Source organism: Myxococcota bacterium, assembly GCA_039030075.1.
GTDB lineage: Bacteria > Myxococcota_A > UBA9160 > UBA9160 > SMWR01 > JAHEJV01.
The window spans coordinates 131,882-142,784 of sequence record JBCCEW010000014.1 but is presented as its reverse complement, the minus strand read 5'-3'; the positions used below and the strand labels follow the sequence as shown (position 1 = coordinate 142,784).

Annotated in this window: 22 protein-coding genes; all 22 read left to right on the top strand. The window is 66.3% G+C overall.

All coding sequences use genetic code 11. The annotated features are described in order from the left end of the window. Positions 1 to 326, top strand: a 326-nt coding sequence (gene tuf / locus AAF430_16030; GenBank protein ID MEM7411740.1) for an elongation factor Tu, incomplete at its 5' end; no start/stop codon positions are given. A 150-nt stretch (positions 327 to 476) separates the two neighbouring features. After that, positions 477 to 785 (top strand): 30S ribosomal protein S10, encoded by a 309-nt coding sequence (gene rpsJ, locus AAF430_16025; GenBank protein MEM7411739.1) that lies wholly within the window; start codon positions 477 to 479, stop codon positions 783 to 785. A gap of 26 nt (positions 786 to 811) precedes the next feature. Then, the gene (rplD, locus tag AAF430_16020) at positions 812 to 1,474 is read left to right on the top strand and encodes a 50S ribosomal protein L4 (protein MEM7411738.1); all 663 of its coding nucleotides are present in this window, start codon (positions 812 to 814) and stop codon (positions 1,472 to 1,474) included. Further along, positions 1,471 to 1,758 (top strand): 50S ribosomal protein L23, encoded by a 288-nt coding sequence (rplW, locus tag AAF430_16015; GenBank protein ID MEM7411737.1) that lies wholly within the window; start codon positions 1,471 to 1,473, stop codon positions 1,756 to 1,758. The genes rplD and rplW overlap by 4 nt, the downstream gene beginning before the upstream one ends. Positions 1,759 to 1,767: 9 nt before the next feature. Beyond that, positions 1,768 to 2,598 carry a 50S ribosomal protein L2 gene (rplB, locus tag AAF430_16010; GenBank protein MEM7411736.1) on the top strand — a complete coding sequence of 277 codons (831 nt, stop codon included), beginning with the start codon at positions 1,768 to 1,770 and terminating at the stop codon, positions 2,596 to 2,598. After that, positions 2,598 to 2,876 carry a 30S ribosomal protein S19 gene (gene rpsS / locus AAF430_16005; GenBank protein ID MEM7411735.1) on the top strand — a complete coding sequence of 93 codons (279 nt, stop codon included), beginning with the start codon at positions 2,598 to 2,600 and terminating at the stop codon, positions 2,874 to 2,876. Before rplB ends, rpsS begins: the two co-directional genes overlap by 1 nt. A gap of 23 nt (positions 2,877 to 2,899) precedes the next feature. After that, on the top strand, positions 2,900 to 3,247 hold the full coding sequence (gene rplV, locus AAF430_16000; GenBank protein ID MEM7411734.1) for a 50S ribosomal protein L22: 348 nt from the start codon (positions 2,900 to 2,902) through the stop codon (positions 3,245 to 3,247). A 3-nt stretch (positions 3,248 to 3,250) separates the two neighbouring features. Further along, a complete protein-coding gene (gene rpsC / locus AAF430_15995; protein ID MEM7411733.1) occupies positions 3,251 to 3,934 on the top strand; it encodes a 30S ribosomal protein S3 in 684 nt (227 codons plus the stop codon). Between the two features lie 3 nt (positions 3,935 to 3,937). Beyond that, entirely contained in the window at positions 3,938 to 4,354 is a 417-nt protein-coding gene (gene rplP / locus AAF430_15990; protein MEM7411732.1) for a 50S ribosomal protein L16, read from the top strand. Further along, a complete protein-coding gene (gene rpmC / locus AAF430_15985; protein ID MEM7411731.1) occupies positions 4,351 to 4,548 on the top strand; it encodes a 50S ribosomal protein L29 in 198 nt (65 codons plus the stop codon). The genes rplP and rpmC overlap by 4 nt, the downstream gene beginning before the upstream one ends. Then, on the top strand, positions 4,545 to 4,808 hold the full coding sequence (gene rpsQ / locus AAF430_15980) for a 30S ribosomal protein S17 (GenBank protein MEM7411730.1): 264 nt from the start codon (positions 4,545 to 4,547) through the stop codon (positions 4,806 to 4,808). The genes rpmC and rpsQ overlap by 4 nt, the downstream gene beginning before the upstream one ends. Before the next feature lie 10 nt (positions 4,809 to 4,818). Further along, positions 4,819 to 5,187, top strand: a complete 369-nt coding sequence (gene rplN / locus AAF430_15975) for a 50S ribosomal protein L14 (protein MEM7411729.1) — start codon at positions 4,819 to 4,821, stop codon at positions 5,185 to 5,187. Between the two features lies 1 nt (position 5,188). Further along, a complete protein-coding gene (gene rplE / locus AAF430_15970) occupies positions 5,189 to 5,734 on the top strand; it encodes a 50S ribosomal protein L5 (GenBank protein MEM7411728.1) in 546 nt (181 codons plus the stop codon). A 12-nt stretch (positions 5,735 to 5,746) separates the two neighbouring features. Next, positions 5,747 to 6,142 carry a 30S ribosomal protein S8 gene (gene rpsH, locus AAF430_15965; GenBank protein MEM7411727.1) on the top strand — a complete coding sequence of 132 codons (396 nt, stop codon included), beginning with the start codon at positions 5,747 to 5,749 and terminating at the stop codon, positions 6,140 to 6,142. A gap of 2 nt (positions 6,143 to 6,144) precedes the next feature. Next, positions 6,145 to 6,693: a 50S ribosomal protein L6 gene (gene rplF, locus AAF430_15960; GenBank protein ID MEM7411726.1), complete on the top strand. Its 549-nt coding sequence runs from the start codon at positions 6,145 to 6,147 to the stop codon at positions 6,691 to 6,693. A gap of 8 nt (positions 6,694 to 6,701) precedes the next feature. Continuing rightward, positions 6,702 to 7,070: a 50S ribosomal protein L18 gene (gene rplR / locus AAF430_15955; GenBank protein ID MEM7411725.1), complete on the top strand. Its 369-nt coding sequence runs from the start codon at positions 6,702 to 6,704 to the stop codon at positions 7,068 to 7,070. A 37-nt stretch (positions 7,071 to 7,107) separates the two neighbouring features. Beyond that, positions 7,108 to 7,599, top strand: coding sequence for a 30S ribosomal protein S5 (gene rpsE, locus AAF430_15950; GenBank protein MEM7411724.1), 492 nt, complete (start codon positions 7,108 to 7,110; stop codon positions 7,597 to 7,599). 2 nt (positions 7,600 to 7,601) lie between these two features. Further along, positions 7,602 to 7,790, top strand: a complete 189-nt coding sequence (gene rpmD, locus AAF430_15945) for a 50S ribosomal protein L30 (GenBank protein MEM7411723.1) — start codon at positions 7,602 to 7,604, stop codon at positions 7,788 to 7,790. After that, a complete protein-coding gene (gene rplO, locus AAF430_15940) occupies positions 7,790 to 8,233 on the top strand; it encodes a 50S ribosomal protein L15 (protein ID MEM7411722.1) in 444 nt (147 codons plus the stop codon). Before rpmD ends, rplO begins: the two co-directional genes overlap by 1 nt. After that, positions 8,230 to 9,543 (top strand): preprotein translocase subunit SecY, encoded by a 1,314-nt coding sequence (gene secY / locus AAF430_15935; protein MEM7411721.1) that lies wholly within the window; start codon positions 8,230 to 8,232, stop codon positions 9,541 to 9,543. The genes rplO and secY overlap by 4 nt, the downstream gene beginning before the upstream one ends. Then, positions 9,540 to 10,109, top strand: coding sequence for an adenylate kinase (locus AAF430_15930; GenBank protein MEM7411720.1), 570 nt, complete (start codon positions 9,540 to 9,542; stop codon positions 10,107 to 10,109). Before secY ends, AAF430_15930 begins: the two co-directional genes overlap by 4 nt. Then, positions 10,106 to 10,897, top strand: coding sequence for a type I methionyl aminopeptidase (gene map / locus AAF430_15925; protein MEM7411719.1), 792 nt, complete (start codon positions 10,106 to 10,108; stop codon positions 10,895 to 10,897). Before AAF430_15930 ends, map begins: the two co-directional genes overlap by 4 nt. Positions 10,898 to 10,903 lie beyond the last annotated feature (6 nt).

Genomic DNA, 10,903 nt, shown 5'->3' with positions numbered 1-10,903 from the left:
TGGAGCGCGGCCAGGTGCTGGCGAAGCCGGGTTCGATCACGCCGCACACGAAGTTCAAGGCGCAGGCGTACATCCTGACGAAGGACGAGGGTGGCCGTCACACGCCGTTCTTCAACGGGTATCGGCCGCAGTTCTACTTCCGAACGACGGACGTGACGGGTGTCGCGAATCTTCCGGACGGGACGGAGATGGTGATGCCTGGCGACAACGTGGAGATGACGGTGGAGCTGATCACGCCGATCGCGATGGACAAGGAGCTGCGCTTCGCGATTCGCGAAGGCGGCCGGACCGTCGGCGCGGGCGTGGTCGCGGACATCATCGAGTAACGAATTTACGTCCCGGTCTCGCTACGAGCGGTGACCGCCCCTGGCAAGCCCGCGTAGCGGGCGCGCAGCGAGGCGAAGCCGAAGGTCGCGGGGCGGACCGGGCGTCTGCTCGGCTCGGGAACTAAAGAAAAGGTTGGAGAGATGGGCGAACTGGCCTCCCAGAAAATCCGTATCCGAATGAAGGCATACGATTTCAAGCTGCTCGATCAGAGCGCTGGTGAGATCGTCGACACCGCCATGCGGACGGGTGCACGTGTGGCCGGGCCGATCCCGCTGCCCACCAGCATCAACAAGTACACGGTGCTGCGCGGGCCCCACATCGACAAGAAGTCGCGGGAGCAGTTCGAGACCCGCACGCACAAGCGACTGATCGACATTCTCGATCCGACCCCTCAGACCGTCGACGCGCTGATGAAGCTCGAGCTGGCGGCGGGTGTCGACGTCGAGATCAAGCTCTAGACCCCTGGAAACCGCGTAGGCGAGACATGGCCACATTGGACGTCGTAACGACCGAGAACAAGAAGGCGGGCTCCGTGGAGCTCCCGCCGGCAGTGTTCGAGGTGAAGGTGAAGCCCGACCTCTTCCACGCCGAAGTGCGTCGGCAGCTGGCTGCGCGGCACGCCGGTACCCACAGCACGAAGAATCGTGCAGCGGTGTCTGGCGGTGGCGCGAAGCCGTGGCGCCAGAAGGGCACCGGTCGCGCCCGGCAGGGTACGACCCGCGCGCCCCAGTGGGCTGGGGGTGGCTCGGTATTCGGGCCGGTTCCGCGCTCCTACGATCACTCGCTGCCGAAGAAGGTGCGTCGCGCGGCACTGCGGGGGGCGCTCTCGCTGCGACAGCAGGAAGGCGCCATCACGGTCGTCGAGGACCTCTCGATGGACGAGTACAAGACGAAGCACGTCGCCGGCGTGCTAGAGGGGCTCGGCCTCGGTGAGGATCGCGTGCTGATCGTGATCGCCGAAGAGGACGCGAAGCTCGAGAAGTCCACGAAGAACCTGGCGAAGGCCAACATCCTGCGAGTGGCGGGACTGAACGTCTACGACGTGCTGCGCCACCCGAAGCTGCTGCTCACGAAGGGTGCGGTCGAGGCCCTCGATCTGCGCCTCTCGGAGGAGCGCCGCCGCGCCGCGAAGGCGGAGTCGTCATGAACATCCACGAAGTGATTCGCCGACCCCTCGTGACCGAGAAGAGCAACATCGGTCGCGAGGAGAACAACCTGGTCACCCTCGCCGTCGATCCGCGCGCGGGCAAGCACGACATCAAACGCGCCGTCGAGGCGCTCTTCGAGGTGGAAGTGCTCTCCGTGCGCACGATGCGGATGCCCCGCAAGTCGAAGCGGGTGGGGAAGTTCCTCGGGCGCAAATCCGAGTGGAAGAAGGCCCTCGTGGTGCTGGCCGAAGGCCAGAGCATCGAGTTCTACGAGGGAGTGTAAGGAGCCGCCATGCCGGTGCGAAACTACAAGCCGACCTCTCCGGGGCGACGCGACATGAGCGTCTCCGATTTCAAGGAGATCACGCGTTCGGGTTCCGAGCGCGCGCTGACCGAGGGACGGGTCAACAAGAGTGGCGGCCGCAACTCGAACGGCCGGATCACGTCGTGGCACCGCGGTGGCGGGCACAAACGGCGCTACCGGAAGGTCGACTTCCGCCGCGAGAAGACGGGTATTCCCGCCAAGGTCGCGTCGATCGAGTACGACCCGAACCGCTCCGCCAACATCGCGCTGCTGCACTACGCAGACGGTGAGAAGCGCTACATCGTGGCGCCGGGCGGTCTGGCCGTAGGCGACGTCCTCCAGTCGGGCGACGACGCGGATATCCGACCCGGCAACGCCCTGCGACTGGCGAAGATCCCGCTCGGTACGGTGCTCCACGCGATCGAGCTCAAGCCCGGCAAGGGGGCCCAGCTCGTTCGCGCGGCGGGCCTCGGCGCTCAGCTGATGGCGCGCGAAGGCAAGTACGCGACGCTGCGCATGCCCAGCGGTGAACATCGCCGCATCCATATCGAGTGCATGGCGACGGTGGGCCAGGTGGGCAACTCGGAGCACGAGAACCAGTCCATCGGTAAGGCCGGGCGCTCCCGCTGGAAGGGGCAGCGCTCGAATGTCCGCGGTGTCGCGATGAACCCGGTCGACCACCCCATGGGCGGTGGCGAGGGCAAGTCGTCGGGTGGCCGACACCCGTGCACGCCGTGGGGCGTCCCGACCAAGGGTCACAAGACCCGCAAGAACCCGCGCACCGACAAGTACATCGTGAAGCGGCGAGGCAAGAAGTAATGGCGCGATCGCTCAAGAAGGGGCCCTTCGTGGACCCGAGTCTTCAGAAGAAGGTCGACGCGGCCGTCGCGAGCAGCTCGAAGCAGGTCATCCGAACCTGGTCTCGGCGCTCGATGATCACTCCCGACTTCGTCGGCCTCACCTTCCACGTCCACAACGGGAAGCTCTTCGTTCCCGTGTTCGTCACCGAGAACATGGTGGGCCACCGCCTCGGCGAGTTCTCGCCGACGCGGAAGTTCACCGGCCACGCGGGTGGCAAGAAGGTGAAGACGAAGTAGGTCGCCGCCGACCGGAGTCCAGCATGAGCACGACTGCTTTCCTAAAGAACTACCGCGTGAGCCCCAACAAGGCCCGACTGCTCGCGAATCAGATTCGCGGCAAGGGCGTAGAAGAGGCGCTCACCACGCTCGACCTGTCCCCGAAGCGCTTCGCCCGCATCCTCGCCAAGCTGGTTCGCTCGGCGCTGGCCAACGCGGAAGAGAAGAACAGCCGGGAACAGGCCGGGATCGATATCGACAATCTGGTCATCCAGAAGATCACGGTCGACCAGGGACCGAACATGTGGCGGATTCGTCCGCGTGCGCAGGGCCGCGCGAGCTGGGTGCAGAAGCGCACCTCGAACGTCCGCGTCTTCCTTTCCGAGGAGTAAGAAGTGGGACAGAAAGTACATCCCTACGGATTCCGACTGGGCTCCCTCTACGGGTGGCAGTCGAACTGGTTCTCCGAGCGCCGCTATGCCGAGCAGCTCCACGAGGACATCGCCATCCGGAAATTCATCAAGAAGAAGCTCTATCACGCGGGCATCTCGAAGGTCGTCGTCGAGCGCACGGGTGACAAGGTGGTGCTCAACATCCACACCGCGCGTCCCGGCATCTTGATCGGCAAGCGCGGTGCCGAGGTGGAGACGCTGCGCGAGGAGCTCGCGAACTTCACGGACAACCGCGAGGTCTTCATCAACATCAAGGAGATCCGCAAGGCCGAGCTCGACGCCCAGCTCGTGGCCGAGAACGTCGCGCTCCAGCTCGAGCGCCGCGTCGCGTTCCGCCGCGCCATGAAGAAGGCCGTGACGTCGACGATGAAGTTCGGCGCGGGCGGCATCCGGATCCAGTGCGCCGGTCGTCTCGGCGGCTCGGAGATGGGCCGCCGCGAGTGGTACCGAGAGGGCCGCGTGCCGCTTCACACGCTGCGCGCCGAGATCGACTACGGCCAGGCCGAGGCAAAGACCACGTACGGCGTGATCGGCGTCAAGTGCTGGGTGTTCAAGGGAGACGTCAGCGACCGTGAGCTGCGCCAGGGATCGCTGGCTCAGCGCATCGGCGAGGTCCAGACGAGGTAGGTCATGCTGCAGCCCAAGAAGGTCAAGCACCGCAAGGTTCACAAGGGCCGGATGCGCGGCAAGGCGTACCGGGGTTCGACGCTCTCGTTCGGAGAGTACGGTCTCCAGGCCACCGAGCAGTCGCGCGTCACCGCGCGCCAGATCGAGGCCGCACGTATCGCCATGACCCGCTACGTCAAGCGCGGTGGCAAGGTGTGGATTCGCATCTTCCCCGACAAACCGGTCACGAAGAAGCCCGCCGAAACCCGCATGGGTAAGGGAAAGGGCAATCCGGAAGAGTGGGTAGCCGTCGTGAAGCCCGGTCGGATCCTCTACGAGATGGAAGGGGTTCCCACCGAGATCGCGCGTGAGGCGATGCGCCTCGCCGCGCACAAGCTTCCGATGGGCACGCGCTTCGTGGAGCGGGAGGCGACGACATGAAGTCGAGTGAACTCCGAGACCTCACGGGTGACGAGCTCGCGACCAAGGCGACGGAGCTCCGGGCGGAGCTCTTCAATATCCGGATCCGCAAGGAGACCGGACAGCTCGAGAACACGGCGAAGCTGCGCACGCTTCGTCGAGAAATCGCTCGCGCGGAGACGATCCTGCGCGAGAAGCGCGGAGCGGGTGAATGAGCAAGCGAGGCATGCGGCGAACGCTCGTCGGCACCGTCGTGAGCAACAAGATGGACAAGACCGTGGTGGTGCGGGTCGAGCGACTCGTGCAGGACCCCCGGTACAAGAAGTACGTGCGCCGCTATTCGCGGTTCCTGGCGCACGACGAGGCCAACAATTGCAACGTCGGCGACGAGGTGCAGATCATCGAGCACCGACCGCTGTCGAAGCGGAAGCGCTGGAAGGTGCAGTCCACGGTCTCCGAGACCGTGTCGGTCTAGCGAGGCTGTCATGATCCAGCAGGAATCCGTACTCGAAGTCGCCGACAATTCCGGAGCCCGGAAGGTCGCGTGCATCCGCGTTCTCGGGGGCTCGCGCCGGCGCTACGCGTCGGTGGGTGACCTGATCGTGGTCTCGGTGAAGGACGCGATCCCGAACGCCCGGGTGAAGAAGGGCGAGGTTCGGCGCGCGGTCGTGGTGCGCACGGCGCGCGCGATCGGTCGCAGCGACGGCTCGTTCATCAAGTTCGACGACAACGCCGCCGTCATTCTCGACAACCAGAAGGAGCCGGTGGGTACGCGCATCTTCGGCCCGGTCGCCCGCGAGCTGCGTGCCCGGCGCTTCATGAAGATCATTTCGCTCGCACCGGAGGTGCTCTGACATGACGCCCCGATTGCAGGACCGCTACCGCTCGGAAATCGTCGGGAAGCTCTCCGAGGAGTTCGGCTTCAAGAACGTCCATCAGGTGCCGCGCCTCGAGAAGGTCGTGGTGAACATGGGCATCGGCGAAGCCACCCAGAACCCGAAGCTGCTCGAGCGCGCCACCGAGGAACTCGGCCAGATCACCGGTCAGAAGGCGGTGCTGCGCCGCGCACGGAAGTCGATCGCGAACTTCAAGCTGCGCGCGGGCCAGCCCATCGGCTGCTCGGTGACGCTGCGCGGCGCCCGGATGTGGGAGTTCTTCGATCGACTGGTCAGCGTTTCGCTGCCCCGGGTCCGTGACTTCAAGGGTGTGTCGCCGAAGGCCTTCGACGGTCGCGGCAACTACTCCCTCGGCATCCGTGAGCAGATCATCTTTCCCGAGATCGACTACGACGCCGTCGAGCGCATCACCGGTGTGAACGTGACGGTCGTGACCTCGGCCGAGAACGACGCCGAAGGAAAGGCACTCCTGACCCACCTCGGGATGCCGTTCCGGCAGCAGTAAGGGGCATTCGCCATGATGACCGATCCCATCGCAGACATGCTGACGCGCATCCGCAACGCGGGTGTCGCCCGGCATTCGGAGACGCGCTGCCCGTCGTCGAAGCAAAAGCTGGCCGTGGCCCACGTGCTGCAGAACGCGGGCTTCCTCGACGACGTGAAGGTCGAGGCGCGTGGTGGTCACCCGAGCCTCGTGCTGGGCATCCGCTACGACGACGGCGGGGTGCCGCTGATCGACGGTATCCGCCGGGTCAGCAAGCCCGGTCGCCGCGTGTACGTGGGCAAGGACGAGGTGCCGAAGGTTCGCGCGGGCCTGGGTGTGGCCGTGATCTCGACTTCGCGCGGAATCCTCTCCGATTCGGACGCACGCGCCCAGAACGTCGGCGGCGAAGTCGTCTGCGAGGTCTGGTAGACATGTCGCGCGTCGGAAACAAGCCGATTCCCATGCCGGACGGCGTCTCTCTCGAGAAGACGGACGGGGGCATCCGGATCAAAGGGCCGAAGGGCACCTTGACCGAGAAGGTCCCGAGCGCCATCGACTGCGACGTCGAGGACGGCAAGGTGGTGTTCAAGCGTCCGGACGACTCGAAGGAGAGCCGCGCCCAGCACGGTCTGGCCCGGGCGCTCGTGGCCAACATGATCCAAGGCGTGGTCACGCCCTTCGCGAAAGAGCTCGAGATCCAGGGGGTCGGCTACCGGGCCGAGACCTCCGGCAAGAAGCTGGTGCTCAACCTCGGCTTCTCGCACCCGGTGGAGATGCCGGTACCCGAGGGGCTCTCGGTGAGCGTCGACCGCAACGTGATCTTGAAGATCGAGGGCATCGACCGCGCCAAGGTCGGCCAGTTCGCCGCCGACATCCGCTCGCTGCGGCCGCCGGAACCCTACAAGGGGAAGGGCATCCGCTACATCGACGAGCGCGTGCGCCGGAAGGTCGGTAAGGCCGCGGCCGGCACCGGAGCCTGAGGAAAGTCATGAAGCGCAAGATCAACAACGAGAACGTCCGCAAGTGGCGCGCGCGCAAGACGCGCACCGCTATCTCGGTCGCGCGCAGCGAGCGGCCGCGGGTCGTCGTGTTCCGTTCGGCGAAGCACATCTACGCCCAGCTGATCGAAGCAAAGAGCGGCAAGACCCTGGGCACGGTCTCGAGCCGGTCGAAGGCGATCGTGCCCGACGGTTCGACCGGCAACGTCGAGGCGGCAAAGCGCGTCGGCACGGCTCTGGCCGAGCTCGCGAAGAAGCACTCGATCGACAAGGTCGTGTTCAACCGCAACGGATTCCTGTTTCACGGCCGCGTGAAGGCGCTGGCCGACGCCGCGCGCGAAGCGGGGCTGCAACTCTGAGCGTCGCCCGCGCCCGGCGCGGGGCTGGAAGGAACGCATGTCCACTCACATCAATGCCAACGACTACGAGCTCACCGACCGCGTGGTGCACATCAACCGCGTCGCCAAGGTCGTGAAGGGCGGTCGCCGCTTCAATTTCAGCGCCCTGGTCGTCGTGGGCGATGGAGCCGGCGTCGTCGGAGCGGGCTACGGGAAGGCGGGCGAAGTGCCCGAGGCCATCCGCAAGGGCGTCGAGCGCGCGCGCAAGGCGCTGATCGAAGTGCCCCTGCAGGACGGACGCACGCTGCCCCACGAGATCATCGGTCGCTTCGGCGCCGCCAAGGTGCTCCTGCGCCCGGCCTCGCCCGGTACCGGCGTGATCGCCGGTGGTCCGGTCCGCGCCGTGCTCGAAGCCGCGGGCGTTCACGACGTGCTGACGAAGACGCTGGGCACCAACAACCCGATCAACGTGGTGCGGGCCACGATGACGGCGCTGCAGGAGCTGCGCGACCCGGCTCAGCGCCTGGCCCAGCTCCGGAAGAGTGCGTGACGATGGCCGCCGACAAGAAACTGACCGTGAAGTGGACGAAGAGCCAGATCGGCTACGACCGCTCCCAGCGGGCCACGCTACGCGGCCTCGGGTTTCGGCGCCTCAACCAGAGCGTCCAGGTCGAGGATACCCCGTCGGTGCGCGGAATGATCTTCAAGGTGCGACACCTCGTCGTGGTGGAGGAAGGCTGATGCTGGACCGACTCTCGCCTCGCCCGGGTTCCCGCAAGCCGCACAAGCGTGTCGGTCGCGGCCCCGGCTCGGGCACCGGCAAGACGGCCGGGCGCGGCGTCAAAGGGCAGGGCCATCGCTCGGCCGGTCGCGAGACCCCCTTCCATTTCGAAGGCGGGCAGATGCCCCTCGCGCGCCGCATTCCGAAGCGCGGGTTCCACAATCTGTTCCGAACGAGCTACCGGATCGTGAACGTCGGCTCCCTGGCTGCGTTCGGCGACGGTGGCAGTGTCGACCCCGAGAGCCTCGAGGCCCGCGGCCTGATCAAGCACGGCAAGGACGGCGTGAAGCTCCTGGCCGAGGGGGATGCCCCGAAGAATCTGTCGGTGAAGGTCCACAAGGTGAGCGCCGCCGCCCGCAAGAAGATCGAAGATGCCGGCGGCAGCGTGGAGCTGCTCGGATGATCGGCGGCGTCCAGAACATCGGGAGGATCACCGAGCTTCGGCAGCGGATCCTCTTCACGTTCGGGATGCTCGCGGTCTACCGGATCGGTGCGTTCATCGTCACGCCGGGGATCGACCCGGACGTGGTGCGCAGCTTCTTCGAGCAGATGCAGGGCACGGTCTTCGGACTCTTCACCCTGTTCTCGGGGGGCGCCCTCGAGCAGCTCTCGATCTTCTCGCTGGGCATCATGCCCTACATCAGCGCCTCGATCATTTTCCAGCTGCTCACCGTGGTGATTCCTCAGCTCGAGGAGCTGAAGAAGGAAGGGGAGCAGGGCCAGCGCCGGATCAACCAGTTCACGCGCTACGCGACGATCGGGCTCGCACTCTTCCAGAGCGCTCTGCTCGCGGTGGCGCTCGAGCGCGGCCAGTTCGGCGAAGGGGCGGTCATCGAACCGGGGTGGGGATTCCGGATCATGTGCATGATCACGCTGACCTCCGGGACGGCGTTCATCATGTGGCTCGGTGAGCAGATCACCGAGCGGGGCATCGGCAACGGCATCTCGATGGTGATCTTCGCGAGCATCATCATCAGCATTCCGTCGGCGCTCTCCCAGCTCTTCCAGCTGATCCGCACCGACCAGTTCTCGCTGATCCAGACCCTGTTCCTGGCCCTCCTGGCCCTGGTGATCATCTTCCTGGTCATCATCGTCGAGCGCGGCCAGCGCAGGATTCCCATCCAACACGCGCGTCGCGTCGTGGGCAAACGCGTCCAGCAGGGTGGGATGACCTACTTCCCGCTGCGGGTGAACACCGCGGGCGTGATCCCGGCGATCTTCGCGTCGTCGCTGTTGATGTTCCCGCTGACGATCGGGCAGTTCTCCGAGCAGGGTGGGGCGATCCAGACCTTCGTCGACACCTATCTCGACCCGTCCAGCTTCGCCTACCAGCTCGTCTACATCGCTCTGATCATCTTCTTCTGTTACTTCTACACCGCGATCATGATCAACCCGGTCGATGTGGCCGAGAACATCAAGCGATCGGGCGCCTACATTCCGGGGATCCGTCCCGGCAAGAAGACCGCCGAGCACATCGATCGGATCCTGACGCGCGTGACCCTGATCGGCGCGATCTACATGTCGGCCGTCTGCGTGCTGCCGACGATCCTCGCCGTGCGCATGGGTGTGCCCTTCTTCTTCGGGGGCACGGCGCTGCTCATCGTCGTGGGCGTCGGGCTCGACACGATCTCCCAGATCGAGGCGCACCTCGTATCCCGCCAATACGAGGGCCTCGCGACCGGGACCCGCGTGCGCGGGAGGCTCCAGCGATGACCGCGAGCCGACTCCTGCTGCTGGGCCCCCCGGGCGCCGGCAAGGGCACCCAGGCCCAGTTCCTGGTGGAACGCTTCGAGATCCCGCAGATCTCCACCGGCGACATGTTGCGCGCGGCCGTGGCCGCGGGCACCGAGGTCGGCAAGCAGGCCCAGGTGCTGATGGAGAAGGGCGAGCTGGTCTCGGACGAGATCGTGATCGGCGTGGCCAAGGAGCGGCTCGAGCAGCCGGACGCCGCGAAGGGCTTCATCCTCGACGGCTTTCCCCGGACGACCGCCCAGGCCGAGGCGCTGGACGCCCTGCTGGCCGCGATGGGGACGCCCCTCGAGCGCTGCGTGGCCATGGCCGTCGACGAGGACGAGCTGGTGCGCCGCCTCCTCAAGCGAGCCGAGATCGAGGGCCGCAGCGACGACAACGAAGAGACCATCCGCAACCGGATGCGGGTCTACGCGGAGCAGACCGAGCCCCTGATCGCCCACTACGAGGCCCAGGGCGTGGTCCGCGAGGTCGACGCAGAGGGCTCGATCGAAGAGGTGGCGAAACGCGTCGAGGAGGCCCTGGAATGATGGGCTTTCGCGAGCGGATCCCCCGCAAGAGCCGCCATGAGCTCGACAAGATGCGCGAGGCGGCCCGCCACGTGGCCGAGGTCCTCCTCGAGCTCCGGGATCGGGTGGCGCCCGGCGTCACCACCGGTGAGCTCAACGAGGTGGCCGAAAAGGCCATCGCCGAGCGGGGTGTGGAGTCCTCCTTCAAGGGCTACGATCCGCAGGGCCTTCCGAAGTACCCGGCCGTCCTCTGCGTTTCCGTCAACGACGAGATCGTCCACGGCATCCCCGGCCCCCGCGAGCTCGCGGACGGGGACATCGTGAGTCTCGATTTCGGCGTATCCGTGGACGGCTTCCACGGGGACTCTGCGGTGACGGTGCCGGTGGGTGAGATCTCGGAAGAGGCGCAGCGGTTGCTCGAGGTGTCGGGCCGGTCGCTGGACGACGCGATGGAGGTCATGAAGCCCGGGATCCGACTCTCGGACCTGGGTCACGCAGTACAGACGCGGGTAGAGGACGCCGGCTATCAGGTGGTGCGCGAGTTCGCGGGCCACGGCATCGGCCGCGACCTCCACGAGGCGCCCTGGATTCCCAACTTCGGGTCCCCGGGGCGTGGCCCGCGGTTGGCGCCGGGCATGGTGTTCGCGGTGGAGCCGATGGTGACCGTCGGCCGCGCGGACGTACGCATGCTCGACGATGAATGGACGGCAGTGACGGCCGACGGCTCGCTCTCCGCCCATTTCGAACACACGATTCTGATTACCGACGAGGGCAGCGAGACGCTGACCCGCGTCGCCGGTTCGCACTGAACGCTC

Coding starts and splice junctions, on each gene's coding strand:
- rplR (MEM7411725.1), top strand. CDS start 6,702: ATGAAGCGCAAGATCAACAACGAGAACGTCCGCAAGTGGCGCGCGCGC.
- rplB (MEM7411736.1), top strand. CDS start 1,768: ATGCCGGTGCGAAACTACAAGCCGACCTCTCCGGGGCGACGCGACATG.
- rpmC (MEM7411731.1), top strand. CDS start 4,351: ATGAAGTCGAGTGAACTCCGAGACCTCACGGGTGACGAGCTCGCGACC.
- rplP (MEM7411732.1), top strand. CDS start 3,938: ATGCTGCAGCCCAAGAAGGTCAAGCACCGCAAGGTTCACAAGGGCCGG.
- rplN (MEM7411729.1), top strand. CDS start 4,819: ATGATCCAGCAGGAATCCGTACTCGAAGTCGCCGACAATTCCGGAGCC.
- rpsH (MEM7411727.1), top strand. CDS start 5,747: ATGATGACCGATCCCATCGCAGACATGCTGACGCGCATCCGCAACGCG.
- rpsS (MEM7411735.1), top strand. CDS start 2,598: ATGGCGCGATCGCTCAAGAAGGGGCCCTTCGTGGACCCGAGTCTTCAG.
- map (MEM7411719.1), top strand. CDS start 10,106: ATGATGGGCTTTCGCGAGCGGATCCCCCGCAAGAGCCGCCATGAGCTC.
- rplE (MEM7411728.1), top strand. CDS start 5,189: ATGACGCCCCGATTGCAGGACCGCTACCGCTCGGAAATCGTCGGGAAG.
- rplF (MEM7411726.1), top strand. CDS start 6,145: ATGTCGCGCGTCGGAAACAAGCCGATTCCCATGCCGGACGGCGTCTCT.
- rplV (MEM7411734.1), top strand. CDS start 2,900: ATGAGCACGACTGCTTTCCTAAAGAACTACCGCGTGAGCCCCAACAAG.
- secY (MEM7411721.1), top strand. CDS start 8,230: ATGATCGGCGGCGTCCAGAACATCGGGAGGATCACCGAGCTTCGGCAG.
- rplO (MEM7411722.1), top strand. CDS start 7,790: ATGCTGGACCGACTCTCGCCTCGCCCGGGTTCCCGCAAGCCGCACAAG.
- rplW (MEM7411737.1), top strand. CDS start 1,471: ATGAACATCCACGAAGTGATTCGCCGACCCCTCGTGACCGAGAAGAGC.
- rplD (MEM7411738.1), top strand. CDS start 812: ATGGCCACATTGGACGTCGTAACGACCGAGAACAAGAAGGCGGGCTCC.
- rpsQ (MEM7411730.1), top strand. CDS start 4,545: ATGAGCAAGCGAGGCATGCGGCGAACGCTCGTCGGCACCGTCGTGAGC.
- rpsE (MEM7411724.1), top strand. CDS start 7,108: ATGTCCACTCACATCAATGCCAACGACTACGAGCTCACCGACCGCGTG.
- AAF430_15930 (MEM7411720.1), top strand. CDS start 9,540: ATGACCGCGAGCCGACTCCTGCTGCTGGGCCCCCCGGGCGCCGGCAAG.
- rpmD (MEM7411723.1), top strand. CDS start 7,602: ATGGCCGCCGACAAGAAACTGACCGTGAAGTGGACGAAGAGCCAGATC.